16 protein-coding genes are annotated in these 19677 nt (G+C 61.4%); 9 read left to right on the top strand and 7 right to left on the bottom strand.

Annotated elements, in window-relative coordinates; all coding sequences use genetic code 11:
- Positions 1-25: 25 nt before the first annotated feature.
- Genes lptC through ACIROY_RS17765 form a run of 3 tightly spaced genes read right to left on the bottom strand, consistent with a single transcriptional unit; the run spans position 26 to position 2213 of the window.
- Positions 26-637, bottom strand: coding sequence for an LPS export ABC transporter periplasmic protein LptC (lptC, locus tag ACIROY_RS17775; protein ID WP_402275131.1), 612 nt, complete (start codon positions 635-637; stop codon positions 26-28).
- Complete coding sequence (locus tag ACIROY_RS17770) at positions 634-1185, bottom strand: KdsC family phosphatase (RefSeq protein WP_402275129.1); 552 nt, start codon at positions 1183-1185, stop codon at positions 634-636. Before ACIROY_RS17770 ends, lptC begins: the two co-directional genes overlap by 4 nt.
- Positions 1185-2213, bottom strand: a complete 1029-nt coding sequence (locus tag ACIROY_RS17765) for an SIS domain-containing protein (protein WP_402275126.1) — start codon at positions 2211-2213, stop codon at positions 1185-1187. Before ACIROY_RS17765 ends, ACIROY_RS17770 begins: the two co-directional genes overlap by 1 nt.
- A gap of 256 nt (positions 2214-2469) precedes the next feature.
- On the opposite strand from ACIROY_RS17765, the gene ACIROY_RS17760 reads away from it, so the two are divergent.
- The 3 genes from ACIROY_RS17760 (at position 2470) to ACIROY_RS17750 (ending at position 7223) form a co-directional block, all read left to right on the top strand.
- On the top strand, positions 2470-4458 hold the full coding sequence (locus ACIROY_RS17760; protein ID WP_402275124.1) for a cation:proton antiporter: 1989 nt from the start codon (positions 2470-2472) through the stop codon (positions 4456-4458).
- 2 nt (positions 4459-4460) lie between these two features.
- Complete coding sequence (locus tag ACIROY_RS17755) at positions 4461-5387, top strand: AEC family transporter (protein ID WP_402342865.1); 927 nt, start codon at positions 4461-4463, stop codon at positions 5385-5387.
- 99 nt (positions 5388-5486) lie between these two features.
- Positions 5487-7223, top strand: coding sequence for a methyl-accepting chemotaxis protein (locus tag ACIROY_RS17750; RefSeq protein ID WP_402342862.1), 1737 nt, complete (start codon positions 5487-5489; stop codon positions 7221-7223).
- An 89-nt stretch (positions 7224-7312) separates the two neighbouring features.
- Here the strand turns inward: ACIROY_RS17750 and ACIROY_RS17745 are convergent, their stop codons facing one another.
- The 3 genes from ACIROY_RS17745 to ACIROY_RS17735 form a co-directional block, all read right to left on the bottom strand.
- Positions 7313-8077, bottom strand: coding sequence for a phytanoyl-CoA dioxygenase family protein (locus ACIROY_RS17745; protein ID WP_402275118.1), 765 nt, complete (start codon positions 8075-8077; stop codon positions 7313-7315).
- Positions 8078-8099: 22 nt separating this feature from the next.
- On the bottom strand, positions 8100-10955 hold the full coding sequence (gene uvrA / locus ACIROY_RS17740) for an excinuclease ABC subunit UvrA (RefSeq protein ID WP_402342859.1): 2856 nt from the start codon (positions 10953-10955) through the stop codon (positions 8100-8102).
- A gap of 123 nt (positions 10956-11078) precedes the next feature.
- Positions 11079-12782: an ArnT family glycosyltransferase gene (locus ACIROY_RS17735; protein ID WP_402342856.1), complete on the bottom strand. Its 1704-nt coding sequence runs from the start codon at positions 12780-12782 to the stop codon at positions 11079-11081.
- Positions 12783-13163: 381 nt separating this feature from the next.
- Between ACIROY_RS17735 and ACIROY_RS17730 the strand changes: the two genes are divergently transcribed.
- Entirely contained in the window at positions 13164-14360 is a 1197-nt protein-coding gene (locus tag ACIROY_RS17730; RefSeq protein ID WP_402343607.1) for an MFS transporter, read from the top strand.
- Between the two features lie 43 nt (positions 14361-14403).
- Positions 14404-14916, top strand: a complete 513-nt coding sequence (gene ssb / locus ACIROY_RS17725) for a single-stranded DNA-binding protein (protein ID WP_402275111.1) — start codon at positions 14404-14406, stop codon at positions 14914-14916.
- A 68-nt stretch (positions 14917-14984) separates the two neighbouring features.
- On the opposite strand, the gene ACIROY_RS17720 is transcribed toward ssb, so the two are convergent.
- Positions 14985-15599 carry a TetR/AcrR family transcriptional regulator gene (locus ACIROY_RS17720; protein WP_402275109.1) on the bottom strand — a complete coding sequence of 205 codons (615 nt, stop codon included), beginning with the start codon at positions 15597-15599 and terminating at the stop codon, positions 14985-14987.
- A gap of 124 nt (positions 15600-15723) precedes the next feature.
- Between ACIROY_RS17720 and ACIROY_RS17715 the strand changes: the two genes are divergently transcribed.
- From ACIROY_RS17715 to ACIROY_RS17700, 4 genes are all read left to right on the top strand, one after another.
- Positions 15724-17007, top strand: a complete 1284-nt coding sequence (locus tag ACIROY_RS17715; RefSeq protein WP_402342853.1) for an NAD(P)/FAD-dependent oxidoreductase — start codon at positions 15724-15726, stop codon at positions 17005-17007.
- Complete coding sequence (locus ACIROY_RS17710; protein ID WP_402342851.1) at positions 16992-17846, top strand: DUF1365 domain-containing protein; 855 nt, start codon at positions 16992-16994, stop codon at positions 17844-17846. The genes ACIROY_RS17715 and ACIROY_RS17710 overlap by 16 nt, the downstream gene beginning before the upstream one ends.
- 32 nt (positions 17847-17878) lie before the next feature.
- Positions 17879-19099, top strand: coding sequence for a class I SAM-dependent methyltransferase (locus ACIROY_RS17705; protein ID WP_402275936.1), 1221 nt, complete (start codon positions 17879-17881; stop codon positions 19097-19099).
- A gap of 67 nt (positions 19100-19166) precedes the next feature.
- The gene (locus ACIROY_RS17700; protein ID WP_402275101.1) at positions 19167-19670 is read left to right on the top strand and encodes a chalcone isomerase family protein; all 504 of its coding nucleotides are present in this window, start codon (positions 19167-19169) and stop codon (positions 19668-19670) included.
- The last annotated feature ends 7 nt before the right edge of the window (positions 19671-19677 follow it).

Here is a 19677-nt window from a genome sequence, read left to right as displayed (position 1 = left end):
GGCGATGGGAGCTGAAGACTGACGGCTAACGCGGCGGACGTGAGCGCGGCTGGTACGTGCCGCGCACATTGTGGAGCAATTGGAATTCCTGTGTCGCGTTGTTGGCGATCATGCCGGTGCCGGTCATGATGGATTGCCCCATCGTGATTTCAACCGGCTTGTCGGTGCGCGCGATGTCTTCGTCGGGCAGCAGCAGCAGGTATTCGGTTTTCAGATGCATGTCTTCGGCAGTACCGAACGCGGAGCGGTCGGCATTGACGTTGTCATACATGTGGATCTTGCTGTTGTCGTCTTCAATCCTGGCACGCTGCGAGCGCAGGGTCATCGGCGGCTTTTCCTTGGTCAGGCTGGTGATGACGGGCAAGGTCACTTCGAACGAATCGTCGGTCGGGAAGTGCACCATCTTCTTGCCGGTGATGTCGTAGCGCGGCTGGCCGGTTTCGGACATCTTCACGTAGCTGAAATCTTCGACGTAATAATCGGGCTTGCTGCGCGGACGTGCGGCAAGCGTGTCGTCGGCGTTGCGCCGCATGACCTGCAGCACCCAGAAGCTGCCGAGCGCCAGCGCCGTCAGCACCACAAGCACGACAATCAACCGGATGCGCTGCGCTGCGCGTTCGCCGCTGCGATTGCTCATGCCAGGTAAGCGGCCAGCGCCGCCTCGTAATAGCCTTGCGCGGTCAGGATGAAGTCGCAGACCTCGCGCGCCGCGCCGTTGCCGCCGGTGCAATCGGTGATGTAGTCGGCGCGCTGCTTGACGTCATGATGGCCGTTGGCCACACAGGCGGTGAAACCGACCTTGGTCAGCACCGGCAAATCGATCACGTCATCGCCGAGGTAGCCGCAGGCGGAGGCCGCGATGCCGGTTTGTTCCAGCAACTGCGCGAAGGCGATGCGCTTGTCGTGCACGCCCTGGAACACGTGGGCAATGCCCAGGTCCTTGGCGCGGCGCAGGACGATCGGCGACTGGCGCGCGGTGATGATGGCCGTGGCGATGCCGCCGAACTGCTGCAGCATCTTGATGCCGTGGCCGTCGAGTGCGTTGAAGCGTTTGACCGGTTCGCCTTCGGGGCCGTAATACAAGCCGCCGTCGGTCAGCACGCCGTCGACGTCGAAAATCATCAGCCGGACTTGCCGGGCATTGGCGACGGCCGCCGCACTGGCCTTGCTGAATCGATCTGTCATCAGATCACCTTGGCGCGGGTCAGGTCGTGGATGTGCAGCGCACCCACCAGCTTGCCCTGGGCGTCGGCCACCAGCACCTGGTTGATGCGGAATTCTTCCATCAGCTGGACGGCGTCGACCGCGAGTTGGTCGGGATTGATGGTGCGCGGGCCGCGATGCATGACGTCGGCGATCGACGATTTGGTGAAATCTTCACCGCGCTCCAGCAGGCGGCGCAGGTCGCCGTCGGTAAATACGCCGATGGGATGGTTGTCATCGTCGACGACGGCGGTCATCGCCATGCCCTTGCGGGTGATTTCCATCAGCGCCGCCGACAGCGTCACGTCCGGCTTGACTGCGGGAATAGCGTCGCCGGTGCGCATGACGTCGCGCACATGGGTCAGCAGGCGGCGGCCCAGCGCGCCGCCCGGGTGCGAGCGGGCAAAGTCTTCTTCCAGGAAGCCGCGCGCGTCCAGCAGCGACACCGCGAGGGCGTCGCCCATGGCCAGCGTGGCGGTGGTACTGGCGGTCGGGGCCAGGTTGAGGGTACAGGCTTCCTTGGCCACGCCGACGTTCAGGTGGATCGCCGACAGGAGCGCCAGGCTCGATTCGTCGTTGCCGGTCATGGCGATCAGGTAGGCGCCCATGCGCTTGATGATCGGCACGATCGCCATGAGCTCGGCGGTCTCGCCGGAATTCGAGATGGCAATGAAGACATCGTTAGGAGTCACCATGCCAAGATCGCCGTGCGCGGCTTCGGCCGGGTGCATGAACAGCGCCGGCGTACCGGTCGAGGCGAAGGTGGCGGCGATCTTGCGGCCGATATGGCCGGATTTGCCGATGCCGGAGACCACCACGCGGCCCTTGCATTCCAGCAAAACCCCGACGGCGCGGGCCAGCGGTTCGGCCTCGGCGTCCGACATGCGGGATTTCAGCGCCAGGATGGCGTCGGCTTCGATTTGCAGGGTTTGACGGGCGAGCTCAAGCGCGCGGCGGGCGCGTTCTGTGGAAAAAGATTTTGGCAAGATTTTGGCTTCGGTTACACTCATATCCGAAGTATAAACGAATTACGAAAGCAAAAAACTTGCCAGATGTAACCTCGTGTAGCGTCAGGGATGTCGCGCCGCCGGATCCTGCCCCGCAATCTGCGGTGCAACAGCACGAACAGCCTGGGGGACAAGGCTGGTCGCAGCAGGCTTGCTGCAATGCGATACCGATCGGAATCCATGGCGGCAGGGCGGGCATGATTCTGGCTTAACAGGCCTTGCGGCCTCCACTTATAAAAATTGCTTCGTTTTCCACTACATGTTTTCAGGACTAGAGCTCACTCTTTTTCTACTCGGCGCTGCGGTGCTTGGGGTCGTCGCTTTTCGAATGATGCATCTGCCACCGATGCTGGGCTACCTCGTCGTCGGCATCGTCATCGGCCCGCATGGACTCGGCTTCGCCGACGACAATGAAACCACGCACGCGCTGGCGGAGTTCGGGGTGGTGTTCCTGATGTTCTCGATTGGCCTGGAATTCTCGCTGCCCAAGTTATCGGCCATGCGACACATCGTCTTCGGCCTCGGCGTGGCGCAGGTGCTGGCAACCATTGCGGTGGCCATGGTGTTCGGCTGGAGCACCGCCTTCATCCTGCCGCAACTCCACGAAATCAGCTGGCCGGCCGCATTTGCGCTGGGCGGCGCGCTGGCGATGTCGTCCACCGCGATCGTCTCCAAACTGCTGACCGAGCGGCTCGAGCTGGAAACCGAACACGGCCGCCGCATCCTCGGCATCCTGCTGTTCCAGGATCTGGCGCTGGTGCCTCTGCTGATCATCGTGCCGGCGCTGGCGAAGAATTCCGGCAACCTGGTCGTGACGCTGGCTTGGGCCTCGATCAAGGCGCTGGTGGTGCTGGCCTTGCTGCTGTTCTTCGGCCAGAAGCTCATGCGCAGCTGGTTCCAGATCGTCGTCAAGCGGCGCTCGCAGGAATTGTTCATGCTGAACCTGCTGATGATCACGCTGGGCGCCGCCTGGATCACCGAAAAGGCCGGCCTGTCGCTGGCGCTGGGTGCGTTCATTGCCGGCATGCTGATTTCCGAAACCGAATACAAGCATCAGGTGGAGGAAGACATCAAGTCCTTCCGCGACGTGCTGCTCGGACTGTTCTTCATCACCATCGGCATGCTGCTCAACGTGCACCTGGTGCTGGAGCATTGGTGGCTGGTGCTGCTGCTGCTGGTCGGCCCGGTGCTGCTCAAGTTCGTGCTGATCGCCGGTCTCGCCAAACTGTTCGGCTCGACCACGGGCGTGGCGCTGCGCACCGGCCTGGCGCTGGCACAGGCCGGCGAGTTCGGCTTCGTGCTGCTGAACCAGGCGGGCGGTTTGCAACTGATGGACCCCTTGCTGATCCAGGTGATCCTGGCCTCCATGGTGCTGTCGATGCTGGCGGCGCCGTTCCTGCTGGCCAAATCCGACGCCATCGTGATGAAGCTGTCGGCCAACGAGTGGATGCTGCAATCGCTGGCGCTGACGCAACTGGCCACGCGCACCATGTCGAGCCAGAAGCACGTGATCATTGCCGGCTTCGGCCGCAGCGGCCAGAGCCTGGCCAAGCTGCTGGAAGAAGAAGGCATTCCCTACCATGCGCTGGAGATGGACCCGGACCTGGTGCACGACACCCGCGAAGCCGGCGCCAACGTTTCCTACGGCGACGCCGCGCGCCGCGAAAGCCTGGTGGCTGCCGGTATCCATCGCGCCGCGGCGCTGGTGGTGACCTACGCCAGCACGCCGTCGGCGTTGAAGGTTTTGCATCATGCCAATGAACTGGCCCCGACTCTGCCGGTCATCGTGCGCAGCCACGACGACGCCGATCTCGACAAGCTGCTGGAGGCCGGCGCCACCGAAGTCGTGCCGGAAGCGCTGGAAGGCAGCCTGATGCTGGCCTCGCATGCGCTGGTGATGCTGGGCGTGCCGCTGCGCCGCGTGGTGCATCGCGTGCAAAGCGCGCGCGACGAGCGTTACACTTCCCTGCGCGGCTATTTCCATGGCGCCTCGGACGTGCCCGAAGACAACGACAACCTCAACGTGCGGCTGCAATCGGTTGCTCTCAACGAAGGCGCTGCGGCGATCGGCAAGACGCTGTACCAGGTCGCGCTGGAGCAATTCGACACGGAGGTCACCATGCTCAGGCGCGGCAAGCTGCGCGTCGAATTCAAGCCCGACACGGTCTTGCAGACCGGCGACATCGTGGTGTTGCGCGGCACCGGTGAAAACATCCTGCGTGCGGAAAAACGCCTCCTCAAAAAGTAAACATGGAAATCCTTGAGCGCATCACCGGGATCATCCTTCCCGTCTTCGCCATCATCGCCATCGGTTACGGCTATGCGCGCTGGCGCGGCGAAGTGGTGCGTTCCGACATGGCCTCGGTCAATCGCGTGTCCATGGAGGTGCTGGCCCCGCTGATGGTGTTCAGCGCCTTGTCGGCGAAGGATTTCGATCTCGCGCACAACGGCTGGCTGATTCTTGCCAGCGTGATCATTTCGCTCGGCTCCGGCTTGCTGGCCTGGCCGGTGGCAACAATGCTGGGCTACGACAAGCGCACCTTCCTGCCGCCGATGATGTACAACAACGGCGGCAACATGGGCGTGCCGCTGATGCTGCTGGCCTTTGGTCCGGAGAGTCTGTCGGCCGCGGTGGCCTTGTTCACGGCGGCCACTTTCATCTATTTTTCGCTGGGCATCAAGATGCTGCAGCATGGCCGCACGACCAGCATGCGTCCCGGCTCCTTCCTCAAGCTGTTCAAGAGCCCGATCATGGTCGCCATGGTGCTGGGCGTGCTGTTCGCGGTATTGCACGTGCCGCTGCCGCAACCTGTGTTTTCAGCGATGAAGCTGCTCGGTGAAGCCAGCATCCCGATCATGCTGTTCGCACTCGGCGTGCGCATGATGGACATCAGCTTCAAGAGCTGGCACATCGGCCTGGTCGGCGCGGTGACCTGTCCGCTGGTCGGTTTGATCGTGGCGTTTGTACTGGATCAGGTGTTGCCGCTGACGGCGGGCCAACGCGGCCAGATGTACCTGTTCGGCGCCTTGCCGCCTGCAGTGCTGTGTTTCATGGTGGCCGAGCAGTACCGCCAGGAGCCTGACAAAGTGGCATCGATCGTGCTCATGGGAAACCTTGCTGCGCTGGTTTTCGTGCCGCTGGGTTTGTGGCTGGGATTGCAACCGTCAATCCGTTGAAATGCGCCCTGCGCAAGGCTTTATTCTGCGTATCTTGGTACGGGAAATGCTTACAGAATAAGGCACTCTGGGTGCTTAATCGATTGTAAGGAAGTTGTCATGTTCAAGAATTTTTCCATCAAGGCGCGCCTCATTTTTGTCGTCAGTTTTCTGTCCGTGCTGCTGGCGTTGTTCGGCGCCGTTGGCCTGACCAGCCTGCAACAGACCAATGCGGCACTCAAGTCGCTGTATGAAGATCGCGTCATTGCGTTGGGGCAACTCGGTGAAGTGGCGACTGCGGTCGAAATGGGGCGTTACGCCATCTCGACTGCAATCGTCGGCGACTCCGGCGAAATCGACAAGAGCATGGACGCGCTCGAAAAGACCCTGCAGGACGGCGAAAAAGTCTGGCAGCAATACCTGGCGACTTACCTGACGCCGGAAGAAAAACAACTGACCGAGCAATTCACCGCACAGAAGAAAAAGTTCATTGCCGAAGGCGTCAAGCCGGCCATGGAAGCGTTGCACAACCGCGATTTCCAGGGCGCGACCGATCTGTACAACGGTCCGCTGCTGCAGATGTCCAAGCAGATCAGCGTCACCATGGCCAAGCTGAACACCTTGCAGCAGAACGTCAGCAAGCAGCTCTACAACGAATCGCAGGCGCGCTACGACACCTTCCTGACCATGACCATCGCCGCCATCGTCATCGGTTTGTCGGTTGCTCTGATCATGGGCATCTGGCTGGTGCGGGCGATTTCCGGTCCGCTCAATGAAGCCGTCCGGGTGGCGCGCGGCGTGGCCGACGGCGACCTGACGCAGGACATCGTGGTGCATTCGCGCGACGAAGCCGGCCAGCTCATGGAAGCCCTGAAAACCATGAACGCCCGCCTGCAGCAGATCGTCGGCGAAGTACGCGTGAGCACCGACACCATTTCCACCGCCTCCAGCGAAATCGCCACCGGCAACCTCGACCTGTCGGCGCGTACCGAAAGCCAGGCCGGTTCGCTGGAAGAAACCGCCTCGGCCATGGAAGAGCTGACATCCACTGTCAAGCAGAACGCCGACAACGCACGCCAGGCCAATCAACTGGCGGCATCCGCATCGCAGATCGCACAAGAGGGCGGCAACGTCGTCAGCCAGGTCGTGGTCACCATGAACAACATCAACGACTCGTCGAAAAAAATCGTCGACATCATCAGCGTGATCGACGGCATCGCCTTCCAGACCAACATCCTGGCGCTGAATGCGGCGGTGGAAGCGGCGCGTGCCGGCGAGCAGGGCCGCGGCTTTGCCGTGGTGGCGTCGGAAGTGCGCAGCCTGGCGCAGCGTTCGGCTGCCGCCGCAAAAGAAATCAAGACCCTGATCGACGACTCGGTGCAGAAGGTCGGCGAGGGCAGCAAACTGGTCGAGCAGGCCGGCGTCACCATGGACGAAGTGGTCGCCAGCGTCAAGCGCGTGACCGACGTCATGGGCGAGATCACGGCGGCCAGCCAGGAGCAGAGTTCCGGCATCGAAGAAGTCAATCGCGCCATCACCCAGATGGACGAGACCACGCAGCAGAACGCCGCGCTGGTCGAGCAGGCCGCTGCTGCTGCGCAATCCTTGCAGGACCAGGCGCAACGCCTGACGCAGTCGGTCAGCGTGTTCAAGCTTGACGGCAACCGCCAGCTGGCGGCCGCGCCGAAGATGATGGCGCCGGTGCGCACCGTCGACATCACGCCGCGTCCGGCAGCGGTCGCGGCGGCAAAGAAGCCCGCGGCCACACCGGCCAAGGCGGCAAAGCCCGCTGCTGCGCCGGCCTTGCCCGCGAGTGCAGCGGTCAAGCCGAACGACGATGACTGGGAACAGTTCTGAGGCGTTTCTTCAGGACTTGCTTCGAGACGTAAAAAAGGGTGTTGCCGTTGCCGGCAACACCCTTCTTCTTGTGCGTCATCAGTCGTTCGTTAATCCAGCGCGATATCTTCCGCCGCCGCCGATCGCGTCCCCGCCACCGGCGCATTGCTGCGGCCGTGATACGCGAACACCACCGAAGCCTTGACCTGGTCCGAACTGTTGCGACCTGCGGCGTGGAACAGGCCGCTGTGGAACAGCACAACGTCGCCCTTTGCTAGCGGCACGGAAATCCCCTGCGCAAACAGCGCCTGGTTGGCCGCTACTTCCGGACGCAGGAAATCGAGTTCATCCATTTGGTCCGGTTGCAGTTGCAGCAGGTGCGAACCCGGGATGAATTTGAGGCCGCCGTTGTCGGCATGTTCCGGACCCAGCGCCAGCCAGACCGAAATCAGCTCATTGCGCGGGAACGACCAGTAACGGATATCGCGATGCCAGCCGGTCGCCGTGCCGAAGGTCGGATGCTTGGTCATCACGCAATTGTGATGCGCCAGCGTGACGCTGACCGGCTCCTCGAACAACTGGTGCAATGCCGCGACCAGCGTGGGATTGGATGCCCACGCGCGGAAATGATCGTCGCGCTGCCAGGCCGCGCGCAAGCGTCGCGCAGTGCGTCCACCCGGTGCGTCGAGCGAAGCGGGGGCGCCGGCGTAGCCGACTTCGGCTTCGTATTCGAGCGGCGCCACGGCCTGCTGCACATGCGCGCGCGTTACCGCCAGCATGTCGTCGCAGGCGGCGGCCGGAACGAAGCCCTTGAGCAGCAGGTAACCCTGGCTGCGGAAGGCCTCGATCTGGGCTGAAGAGAGTGGAGCGTGCATGGCTGGCCTTGCGTCCTTCCTGCTACTTTTTCTTTTTCAACAACGGCGCCAGGTAATGGCCGGTAATGCTTTCCGGATTCTTGGCGATGTCTTCGGGCGAACCGACGGCGATGATCTTGCCGCCGCCGGCGCCGCCTTCGGGACCGAGGTCGATGACCCAGTCAGCGGTCTTGATGACGTCGAGATTGTGTTCGATGATGGCCAAGGTATTGCCCTGATCGCGCAGGCGATGGATCACCTTCAACAACAGGTCGATATCGTGGAAATGCAGGCCGGTGGTCGGCTCGTCCAGGATGTACAGCGTACGCCCGGTATCGCGTTTGGACAACTCCAGCGATAGCTTGACGCGTTGCGCTTCACCGCCCGACAGCGTGGTCGCGCTCTGGCCCAGCTTGATGTAGCCGAGGCCGACGTCGAGCAGGGTTTGCAGCTTGCGTGCGATCAGCGGCACCGGCAGGAAGAAGGTGTGCGCGTCTTCTACCGTCATCTCGAGGATTTCGGTGATGTTCTTGCCCTTGTATTGCACTTCCAGGGTTTCGCGGTTGTAGCGCTTGCCGTGGCAGACGTCGCACGGCACGTAGACGTCCGGCAGAAAGTGCATCTCGACCTTGATCACGCCGTCGCCCTGGCAGGCTTCGCAGCGACCGCCCTTGACGTTGAACGAGAAACGTCCGGCGCTGTAGCCGCGTTCCTTGGCAGCAGGCACGGTGGCGAACAGATCGCGGATTGGCGTGAACAGGCCGGTATAAGTCGCCGGATTGGAACGCGGCGTACGGCCGATCGGCGCCTGGTCGACCGAGATCACCTTGTCGAAATGTTCCAGGCCGCTGATCGATTCATGCTCGGCCGGTTCGGTCTGTGAACCGTACAGATGGCGCGATGCGGCCAGGTAGAGCGTGTCGTTGACCAGCGTCGACTTGCCCGAACCGGACACGCCGGTCACGCAAGTGAGCAGGCCGACCGGCAGGTCGAAGCTGACGTTCTTGAGGTTGTTGCCGGTGGCGCCGGTGATGGTCAGCTGGCGTTCCAGATCGGGCTGCACGCGCTTCTTCGGCACGCTGATTTCCAGCGAGCCGTTGAGGTATTTCGCGGTCAGCGATTTCTTGCTCTTGAGGATGTCTTCCAGCGTGCCTTGGGCGATGATGTCGCCGCCGTGCACGCCGGCGCCCAGGCCCATGTCGACCACGTAGTCGGCGGTGCGGATGGCGTCTTCGTCATGCTCGACCACCAGTACGCTGTTGCCGATGTCGCGCAGATGCTTGAGCGTGCCGATCAGGCGGTCGTTGTCGCGCTGATGCAGGCCGATCGACGGTTCGTCCAGCACGTACATGACGCCGGTCAGGCCGGAGCCGATCTGCGAGGCCAGGCGGATGCGCTGGGCTTCGCCGCCGGACAGCGTGTCGGCGCTGCGTTCGAGCGACAGATAATCGAGGCCGACGTTGTTGAGGAATTTCAGGCGCGAGATGATTTCCTTGATGATGCGGTCGGCGATTTCTTTCTTGGCGCCGGTCAGCTTCAGGTTCTCGAAGAACGCCAGGGTCTCGCGCAATGGTGTCGCCGCGACTTCATAGATGGCGCGCTGCTGGCGACCGGTACCGATCTTGACGAAACGCGCTTCCACGCGCAGGCGTGCGCCACCGCAAGACGGGCATTCCTTTTCGTTGATGAACTTGGCCAGTTCTTCCTTGACCGCCATCGAATCGGTTTCGCGGTAACGGCGCTGCAGGTTGGTGACCACGCCTTCGAAGGTGTGCTCGCGCACCACGGTGCGGCCGCGCTCGTTCACATAGGTGAACGGAATGGTCTGGCGGCCGGAGCCGTACAGAATCACTTGCTGGGATTTTTCTGGCAATTGCTCGAACGGGATGTCGATGTCGAACTCATAGAACGCCGCCAGGTTCGACAGCATCTGGAAGTAGAACTGGTTGCGGCGATCCCAGCCCTTGATCGCGCCGCTGGCCAGCGACAGATTCGGGAAGGCGACGATGCGCTTCGGATCGAAGAACTCGATATGGCCCAGGCCGTCGCATTCCGGGCAGGCACCCATCGGATTGTTGAACGAGAACAGGCGCGGCTCGAGCTCTTGCAGCGAGTAGCCGCAGGTCGGGCAGGCGAATTTGTTGGAGTAGAGATGTTCCCTGGCGGTATCCATCTCCAGCGCAATGGCACGACCATCGGCGATGCGCAGCGCGGTTTCGAAACTTTCCGCCAGGCGTTGCTTGATGTCTTCCTTGACCTTGACGCGGTCGATGACGACGTCGATGGTGTGTTTTTCGGTTTTCTTCAGCTTGGGCAGGTCGTCGATCTCGTAGACTTTTGCCGTGCCGGTGCCGCTCTGGATGCGGAAACGCACGAAGCCGTGCGCCTGCATCTGCTCGAACAGGTCGACGTGTTCGCCCTTGCGGTTGGCCACGACCGGCGCCAGGATCATCAGCTTGGTGTCTTCCGGCATGGCCAGCACGGCGTCAACCATTTGCGACACCGATTGCGCGGCCAACGGATTTTCCGGATGGTCGGGGCAGTAGGGCGTGCCGACGCGCGCGTACAGCAGGCGCAAATAGTCGTGGATTTCGGTGACGGTGCCGACGGTCGAGCGCGGATTGTGCGAGGTCGCCTTCTGCTCGATGGAGATCGCCGGCGACAGGCCTTCGATCAGATCGACGTCGGGCTTTTCCATCAGTTGCAGGAACTGGCGCGCGTAGGACGACAGCGACTCGACATAGCGGCGCTGGCCTTCTGCATACAGCGTATCGAATGCCAGCGACGACTTGCCCGAGCCGGACAGTCCGGTGATCACGATCAGTTTGTTGCGGGGTAAGTCGAGGCTGATGTTCTTCAGATTGTGCGTGCGTGCGCCGCGAATGCGAATTTCTTCCATGGATGCCTTCAGCGTAAGTTTTCCATCCCTTGTTCATATGAACATTGAATGGAGGATCAACCTATTACTATATCAGGACTCACCACTTGCGGCTGGGCCGGCGGGCTGGGAAAAATCCTGGCGTCACTTCGTGATTGTTGCGGCTGTGGACGGGGCTGCAGGCTCGGCTGGGGCGATGCGACGGTAGACGTTGAACGTCTGCTCCTCGTCGCCGTCGCGCGCGCCTTCCCAGAAAGGTGTCCAGACGCCCTTTGGCAGGCCGGTGCCGAAGGGGGTCTGCACAATGGCCCACCGGCAGCTGGTGGTGCGGGACTTGTCGATGGGCTGATGGAGGATGCCGGTGTAATAGAACAACATCGGCGCTTCCGATTCACCCAGGCCGATACTGGCCATGCAGTCGCCCGCGCGCCATTCCGGTTTCAGCTGGTCCGACAGGCGGGCGTAGACATACTCGAAGCTCTTGGCAAAGTCGCCCCACGGCAGCAGCAAGGTGTACGCAGCGCCCCACATCAGCGTCAGTCCGGCAAACCAGCTCAGCGCGCCGCGCCACTTGCCGCATCGTTTCAGACGAGGCAGGCAGCACAGCCAGCCCAGCGTCATCAGGATCGCCGCACCCAGCGCCAGCGGCTGCAGCGGCGTGATGAAGCCGAGCGGAAGCCATTTCGCGAGGTAAGACAAATAATGATGATGTTCAACCGGACCGATGGAAATCACGTAGATCGTCCATACAAGTGCGGTCATGCCGCCAAAAAACAAGCGCGCAAACCAATCCCAGCTCAGGTGCACCCAGTCGTGCAGGCGGTCGATTGCGGCTGATCCGAGCAGGCACAGCGGCAGGATCAACGGCAGCAGGTATAACTGGCGCGCAGTGGCCGACATCAGCAAGAGGGCGACGCAAACCGACGTGAACGCCAGCGGAATCGCCACACGCGGCTGGCGGATCCGGCGCCATTCTCCGCCGGCGATCGCCAGCACCGCCAACGGCGCGCCCGGCAGCGCAAAGCCGGTCAATGCGCGGAAGATCACGGTGTGATCGTTGTCGGAGCCCAGTTTCTTGACGGAAAAGCCGAGGAAGCGGCCAACGTTGTTGTCCCAAAACCATTCCATGAACAGCGGCATCGAATGCTGCGCCAGCAACGCCGGCCATATGATGAAGAACGGCAGCGACACCAGCACGGCAAAACCGACCATGCGCAGGTAGGAGCGCGAGCGGCACTCGCGCACCAGCAAGCCGACCAGGAGGGCGGTCGCGGCGTAAATGACGGGAACGAACAAGCCCTTGGACATTTCGGCAATGCCGACGCCGAGGCCGAACCAGAGCGCCGCCGATAGACGCGGCGTCCGGCGTTGTTCGTTGAGCGCAATCTGCAGCAGGCCGTACATGGCAATCGTGCCGCCACAGACCAGCGCGACGTCGGTGAACATGTCATGCGCATGCTTGATCATGCCGACGGTGCCGGCGAACAGTGCCAGCGTGCCGAGCACGCGCGCATTCAGGAAGCCGTCTTCATTCCATGCAGCGCGCGCGATGCGCGCCACGAACAGCAGCGTGATCAGCATGAAAAATACCGAGGTCACCCGTGCGCCGTCGGCATAGCTGAACCAGGGATGCAGCGCCGTGGCGAACAGCGTGGCGGTCCAGTAATACAGCGGCGGCTTTTCCATGAAGGGCACGCCGGCGTTGGTGGGGACAAGATAGTCGCCGCTGGTCAACATGTGATGAATCATGCCGAAACTGTAGGCTTCGTCCTGTTTCCAGGGACCGTGGCCAAAGATGCCCGGAAGCAAGTAGGCACATGTCACGGCCGCCAGAATCAACCACGCCATCCTCTTTGAAAGGTGCTGCTGGAAAGGCGTCAGGTAGGGCGAACGGACAGGCGAGAGCATAAAATTGAATACGAGCAACGGGACAGAATGAGCAACCGTCTATTGTTGCACAATCGTCTGGCCAGAAACATTGCGTTACAAAACGAAACACGAAAATTGAGTAAAGAAATGTCGCGCATTGGGAATTCAACGGCGTTCCCCTCAAGCGATTCGGAAAAAGCAGCGCCGGATTTGTTTGCTGCTAACATATCGGGTTTGCGGGTTTGGGTAGCCGTCAACGCGGTCTGTTGATTTCCCCGGTCTTGCCGAACACTCAGCCACACCGTGTCCACCATTTCCACCATGAACGCCAACTCTTCCGAATTCGCAACGAAAGCCGGCATGTCCGGCGCCGAAATCCGTGCCAGCGCCTCGCTGGCATCGATTTTCGCCTTGCGCATGCTCGGCCTGTTCCTGATCCTGCCGGTGTTTGCGGTTCATGCCAAAGGCATGTCGGGCGGGGAAAGCGCGGCCATGGTCGGACTAGCTATGGGTATCTACGGCCTGGTGCAATCGTTCGGCCAGATACCCTTCGGCATGGCATCCGACAAGTTCGGACGAAAGCGCGTGATTGTGATCGGATTGATCGTGTTCGCGCTGGGCGCCTTTGTCGCCGCAGCAGCCGACGACCTTACCTGGATCATCATCGGTCGCGCCATCCAGGGGGCGGGAGCGGTTTCGGCGGCAGTCACCGCATTGATCGCCGACTCCACACGCGAAGAGCATCGCACGAAGGCCATGGCCATGGTCGGAGCATCTATTGGCCTCACATTTGCCGTGTCGCTGGTGGTATCGCCGCTCTTGTACAAGCTGATCGGCATGAGTGGGATTTTTTTGCTGATCGGCGTGTTGGCGCTGACAGCCATTGGCGTTGTGCTGTTCGTCGTGCCAGATGTACCTATGGTCAGGGCAAGGCGGGTGCCTTTCGGCGAGGTGCTGCGCGACGGCGAACTGATGCGCCTGAATTTCGGCGTGTTCGCGCTGCATATGGCTCAAATGGCGATGTTCGTCGTCGTTCCTGCGGCGCTGGTGCAATATGCCGGTTTGCCGGTGGCCGAACATTGGAAAATTTACCTGCCGGTAGTGTTGGCCTCGTTCGTCTTCATGCTGCCGCCGGTGTTCATCGGCGAGAAGCGCGGCATGATGAAGCAGATTTTCGTCGCTGCCATCTTACTATTGCTGCTCGTGCAGATCGGCATGTGGGTAACGCTTTCGCAATTTGCGGTGCATTGGGGGGTGTTGGTATTTCTCTTGTTCGCATTTTTTATCGCGTTCAATATTCTGGAAGCCTGTCAGCCGTCACTGGTATCGCGTATCGCCCCGGCCGCCGCCAAAGGGTCTGCATTGGGCGTCTACAATACGCTGCAGGCGTTCGGCCAGTTCAGCGGCGCATTCCTCGGAGGATGGGTGACGCAACATGCAGGCGCACCTTCAGTCTTCGTAATGTGTGCTGTGGCAACACTGACCTGGCTTATAATCGCGTCTAACATGAAAAATCTGCCGCGTCGCGGCGTCCAGCCTGCAAGTGCAACGGCTTAGGTATCAAATCAGTTATCAAATTTAGTGAAATCCAGGAGAAACAATGGCATCGGTCAATAAAGTCATCATCGTCGGCAATCTCGGACGTGACCCGGAAACGCGTTACATGCCCAATGGCGAAGCCGTCACCAACGTCGCCGTCGCCACGACCGAAAGCTGGAAGGACAAGAACAGCGGTGAAAAGAAAGAACTCACCGAATGGCACCGCATCACCTTCTATCGCAAGCTGGCTGAAATCGCCGGCCAGTACCTGAAAAAAGGTTCGCAAGTCTACGTCGAAGGTCGCCTGCAAACACGCAAATGGACCGACAAGGACGGCGTCGAAAAGTACACGACTGAAATCATCGCCGACACCATGCAAATGCTGGGCGGCCGCCAGGGCATGGGCGGTGGCGCGTCGGATGACGGCGGCAGCGGTAGTTATGGTGGCGGCGGTGCGCCGGCGCGTCAGAGTTCGGGTGGCGGTGCGGGCGGCGGAGGTGGCGCAGCGCGCGCGCCGGCGGCAGCCCGTCCGGCGCCGAATTTCTCGGATATGGATGACGACATCCCGTTCTGATCGATTCCTCGGCACAATAAAAAACCGGCCCTCGCGAGAGCGCCGGTTTTTTTATGGCCGCAAGGATGTCAGCGCGCCGGATGAAAACCGTCGAACGCCACTTGCAGCATGTGCCGCACGATATCGTCGTTGCTCATCTTGCTGAAGCGCTGCAAGTATTCCACAGCCGGATCGCAGGTGCGCGCGTAATAGCTGAACAGGATGACGTCGCTCGGCAGCGCGGCGTCGAGCTCACCATTCTTTTGCGCCGCCAGCACCAGCTTTTCAATCTGGCCGTTGAGTTTGAGTACACGCGTCACGTACTTGAGGTTGCGCATGAGCATGTCGCGTACATGTGCGCTGGTCGACGGCAGGAACGGCAGGCCGCCATCCAGCCGCACTCGCAAGGCCCACTCCAGCAGCGCCGCCAGCTTGTTTTTCGGACTCAACGCGCCATCGAGCTGCGCCAGATAGTCCACCGCACCGTCGATCAGGCGGATCAGCGCTTCGCCGACCAGGTCTTCCTTCGATTTGAAATGCTTGTACAGGCTCGGTTTGGAGATACCCACCGCGCCGGCGACGTCGTCCATGGTCATCAGGTCGTAACCCTTGGTGCCCAATACGGACGTGGCCGCATCCAGAATGGCGTTCTCGCGCAGCTTGAAGGCTTGATCCTTGAAGTTCAATTTTCCAAAAATACTCATTGGTAGCTTTAATTACTAATTGGTAGATTTTATTTTATATTGGTAGTAATCTTAGCACCGAAGCGGAAAAACCGACAGCACGAGAACATTTCCGCACAACGCAACACGACACGAAAGGTCGGCAATGACGCAAGCAAGGCAAAAAATCGCAGTGATCGGAGCCGGCATATCCGGCCTCGCGAGCGCGTATTTCCTTGCCCGCAAGCATGACGTCGTGTTGTACGAGGCCGGCAGTTATATCGGCGGCCACACCAATACGGTGGAGGTGACGCTGGAAGGCCTGAGCTTTCCGGTCGATACCGGCTTCCTGGTCTTCAACGAGGCGACCTATCCCAATCTGATCGCCTTGCTCGATGAACTCGGCGTCGACAGCTACGCCACCGACATGTCTTTCGGGGTCTCGCAGGATGGCGGCCGACTGGAATGGGCCGGCACTAACCCGGACACTGTCTTTGCGCAGCGCCGGCATTTGCTGTCGCCGGCCTTCCTCGGCATGTTGCGCGACATCCTGCGCTTCAATCGCGCCGCCGAAAGCAATCTCGCCGCCAGCCTGGCGTCGCCGGCGTCGCTGCAGCAGCTGCTCGTTGCAGGCCGCTATGGCGCGATGTTTCGCGACGCCTATCTGCTGCCGATGGCGGCGGCGATCTGGTCGAGCGCGCCGGCGGACATTCTGCAATTTCCTGCCGCCACCTTCCTGCGCTTCTGCATCAACCACGGGCTGCTGCAGGTCAATGATCGACCGCAATGGCGCACGGTCAAAGGCGGCGCGCGTGAATACGTCAGGAAGATCGTCGCCACGCTGCCGACGGTGCGATCCAATACTCAAGTGCGTGCCGTACTGCGTGGCGACGATGCGGTGGTCGTTCGCACCGACACCGGTGAGGAACAATTCGACAGTGTCGTGTTCGCCACGCATGCGCCGGATACCTTGCAGATGCTGACCGACGCCGATAGCCGGGAGCGCAATTTGTTGTCGGCGGTGCGCTATCAGGCCAACACCGCGTATCTGCACACCGATCTGTCGCTGATGCCGCAACGGCGCAAGGTATGGTCCTCGTGGAACTACCTCGGCGGCGGAGCGAAGGACCCAGGCGGCGCGCGCGCCGTTTGCGTCAGTTACTGGCTCAATCAATTGCAGGACTTGCCCTGCCAAAGTGCCGTGATAGTGACGCTCAATCCATTCACGGCGCCGGCAGCCGACAAGACCATCGCGAAGTTCGACTACGAACATCCGGTGTTCGATCAGGCCGCCATCTCGGCACAAACCGCGCTGGCCTCAATACAAGGAAAGCGCCGCACCTGGTTCGCCGGCGCCTGGACCGGCTACGGCTTCCATGAAGACGGCCTGAAGTCCGCCTTGCGCGTGGCTGCCGATTTTGGCCTGGCGCCGGCATGGGCCAAGGTCTGATGATGCCGGCCCCGCGCGCAGCAGCCTACCTGGTTCGCGGCCAGGTCATGCATGAGCGGCTGCGCCCGGTGCATCACCGCTTCGTTTATCCGGTGTTCTGCGTACGCCTGAACCTGAGCCGGCTGGCGGACGCCAATAACGCCTGGTTCGGCGTCAATCGCAAGCGGCCGATGTCGGTTCGTACGTCCGACTACGGTCCGCGCGACGGCAGCGATCTGGATGGCTGGATGCGCGCTCAATTGGCCGAGGCGGGATTGCCGGCCGATGGCGAAATCTGGCTCCAGACATTTCCGCGCATGTTCGGATTCGTTTTCAATCCGGTCAGTTTCTGGCTGTGCCATGACAGCGGCGGCGCCTTGCGCGCCGTGCTGGCCGAAGTGAACAGCACCTTCGGTGAAACCCACCGTTATCTGCTGGCCGACAACGAACGCAAGGCGATTACGCCCGACACACGGCTGGTATGCGCCAAAGCCATGCATGTATCACCGTTTTGCGAAGTGCGCGGCGCCTACCATTTCTACTTTCGCGATACGGCAAAAAGCACATTGATCGGTATCGATTACGACGACGAGGCAGGCGATCATCCTGACGCCCGGACGTCGGACAACGCCGGTGTGCTGATTCGCACCACCGTCGGCGGTCGTTTGCAGACGATGACTTCCGATAGCGCTTTGCTGGCGCTGCTGACACAGCCATTCATGACCTTCGGAATCGTCGCCAAAATTCACTGGCAGGCCTGGAAACTGTGGCGCAAGCGCGTGCCGTTTTTCCGCAAGCCCGACCGGTCAAAGGACAGTGCGGTTGCGACCGCCAATTTCAATAAGGAGATGTCACCGTGAACCCGACCGAGATGAAGCGCTTCAGCACATCCATGCCCGAAGCTGCGCTATCCGAATCATCGCGTCCCGAGGACGCCTCCGCGCCGCCGGCCACGCGTCTGTTCCTGCGCTTGCTCAATTGCCTCGCCCATGGCCACCTGCAATTGATTACGCCGCATGGCAATACGTTGATGTTCGGCGACCTGCATCAGCCGCCCAGCGCGCAGATGCACATTCGCGACTGGCGCGCCTGCGCCCGCATGCTGCAATCGGGCGATATCGGTTTCGCCGAAAGCTATGCCGCCGGCTGGATCGACACACCGGACCTGAGCGCGTTGCTGCGCCTCTGCCTGCGTAACCAGGCGGAACTGGAGCGCATGATGTTCGGCGGCAAGCTGGCCGGACTGTGGTATCGCCTGCGGCATCTGCTGCGCGCCAATACGCGTGCCGGCAGCCGCAAGAATATCCATGCGCACTACGACATCGGCAATGCCTTCTATCATCAGTGGCTCGACAACAGCTGGACCTATTCGAGTGCGATCTTCAGCGGCGATCATGGGCAAAGCCTGGAAGCGGCGCAGGCGCGGAAGTATCAGCGCATCATCGATCAACTCGGTTTGCAGGCCGGCGATCACGTGCTGGAAATCGGCTGCGGCTGGGGCGGCTTTGCCGAGCACGCGGCGCTGCGCGGCATCCGGGTGCATGGCGTGACGATCTCGCAGGCGCAACTGCAGGTGGCACAGCGGCGTGTCGCCGCGCGCGGTCTTGATCATCTCGCCACGTTGGAGTTGCGCGACTATCGTGACTTGACGGGAGAATACGATGCCGTGGTCTCTATCGAAATGTTCGAGGCCGTCGGCGAACGGTTCTGGCAGCAGTATTTCGATACCGTATCGGCGCGCCTGAAAAAGGGCGGCCGCGCGATGATCCAGTCGATCACGATTGCCGAGCAGTACTTCGAACGCTATCGCAGCACGTCTGATTTCATCCGCCAGTACATCTTCCCGGGCGGCATGCTGCCCAGCCCGGAACGTTTCTGCGCCAAGGCCCGCAGCGCCGGCCTGCAGACACTGGATCAATACCGTTTCGGTTTCGACTATGCGGAGACGCTGCGCCGTTGGCACGCTTCGTTCATGAGCGCTCGCGACGCCATCCAGGAACAGGGCTTCGACGAGCGCTTCATGCGCCTGTGGCAACTCTACTACGCCTATTGCGAAGTAGGCTTTGACGAGGAGCGCACCGATGTCATTCAGTTCATGCTGCGGAAAAGCTGACTCCCGGACCGGGTTCTTCGGAGCAGGACTTCTGCGCGCAACTTCCCGTCGCGCTGTCGTCGCATGCGTGTTGCTGGCCGCCGTGCTGTCGGCCGGTGCCGCACAGGCGGCGAGCTGGCGCGACGACCTGCCGCAGGCGCGCCTGCAGGGACACGCCGGGCTGCGCTGGTTCGGGTTGAAGATCTATGACGCTGCGCTGTGGAGTGCCGCAGGGCCGTTCGATCCTGAGCAGCCGTTCGCGCTCGAACTGACTTATCAGCGCAGCATCAGCCGCGCACGCATCGTGCAGACCAGCGTCGACGAAATCCGCCGATTGTTCGGTGAGCGGTACGACGACGCGCGGCTCAAGCGCTGGGAAGACGCCATGGCGGGTGTCTTCACCGATGTCAATGAAGGCGATCAGCTGACCGGCGTCTATCTGCCGGGCCTGGGGTGCCGTTTCTACAGCCGCACGCAGTTGCTGGGCGAAGTGCGCGATCCGGAGTTCGCCCGGGCCTTCTTCGCCATCTGGCTGGATCCACGCACCAAAGACATGCAGTTGCGCAATCGCCTGCTGGGAGCGGAAAAATGAAGGCAGA

The organism is Herbaspirillum sp. NPDC101396, from assembly GCF_044767365.1.
In the GTDB taxonomy this organism is placed as follows: Bacteria; Pseudomonadota; Gammaproteobacteria; order Burkholderiales; family Burkholderiaceae_D; genus Herbaspirillum.
Note: the sequence above shows the minus strand (reverse complement) of the source record. Positions and strands in the feature narration are given on the sequence as shown.

Bases quoted from the DNA above. Each gene is read 5' to 3' on its own strand.
- ACIROY_RS17715 (WP_402342853.1), top strand. From the start codon at position 15,724: ATGACGCAAGCAAGGCAAAAAATCGCAGTGATCGGAGCCGGCATATCC.
- lptC (WP_402275131.1), bottom strand. From the start codon at position 637: ATGAGCAATCGCAGCGGCGAACGCGCAGCGCAGCGCATCCGGTTGATT.
- ACIROY_RS17745 (WP_402275118.1), bottom strand. From the start codon at position 8,077: ATGCACGCTCCACTCTCTTCAGCCCAGATCGAGGCCTTCCGCAGCCAG.
- ACIROY_RS17730 (WP_402343607.1), top strand. From the start codon at position 13,164: ATGTCCGGCGCCGAAATCCGTGCCAGCGCCTCGCTGGCATCGATTTTC.
- ACIROY_RS17765 (WP_402275126.1), bottom strand. From the start codon at position 2,213: ATGAGTGTAACCGAAGCCAAAATCTTGCCAAAATCTTTTTCCACAGAA.
- ACIROY_RS17710 (WP_402342851.1), top strand. From the start codon at position 16,992: ATGGGCCAAGGTCTGATGATGCCGGCCCCGCGCGCAGCAGCCTACCTG.
- ACIROY_RS17750 (WP_402342862.1), top strand. From the start codon at position 5,487: ATGTTCAAGAATTTTTCCATCAAGGCGCGCCTCATTTTTGTCGTCAGT.
- ACIROY_RS17720 (WP_402275109.1), bottom strand. From the start codon at position 15,599: ATGAGTATTTTTGGAAAATTGAACTTCAAGGATCAAGCCTTCAAGCTG.
- ACIROY_RS17755 (WP_402342865.1), top strand. From the start codon at position 4,461: ATGGAAATCCTTGAGCGCATCACCGGGATCATCCTTCCCGTCTTCGCC.
- ACIROY_RS17770 (WP_402275129.1), bottom strand. From the start codon at position 1,185: ATGACAGATCGATTCAGCAAGGCCAGTGCGGCGGCCGTCGCCAATGCC.
- ACIROY_RS17735 (WP_402342856.1), bottom strand. From the start codon at position 12,782: ATGGCGTGGTTGATTCTGGCGGCCGTGACATGTGCCTACTTGCTTCCG.
- ACIROY_RS17705 (WP_402275936.1), top strand. From the start codon at position 17,879: ATGCCCGAAGCTGCGCTATCCGAATCATCGCGTCCCGAGGACGCCTCC.
- uvrA (WP_402342859.1), bottom strand. From the start codon at position 10,955: ATGGAAGAAATTCGCATTCGCGGCGCACGCACGCACAATCTGAAGAAC.
- ssb (WP_402275111.1), top strand. From the start codon at position 14,404: ATGGCATCGGTCAATAAAGTCATCATCGTCGGCAATCTCGGACGTGAC.
- ACIROY_RS17760 (WP_402275124.1), top strand. From the start codon at position 2,470: ATGTTTTCAGGACTAGAGCTCACTCTTTTTCTACTCGGCGCTGCGGTG.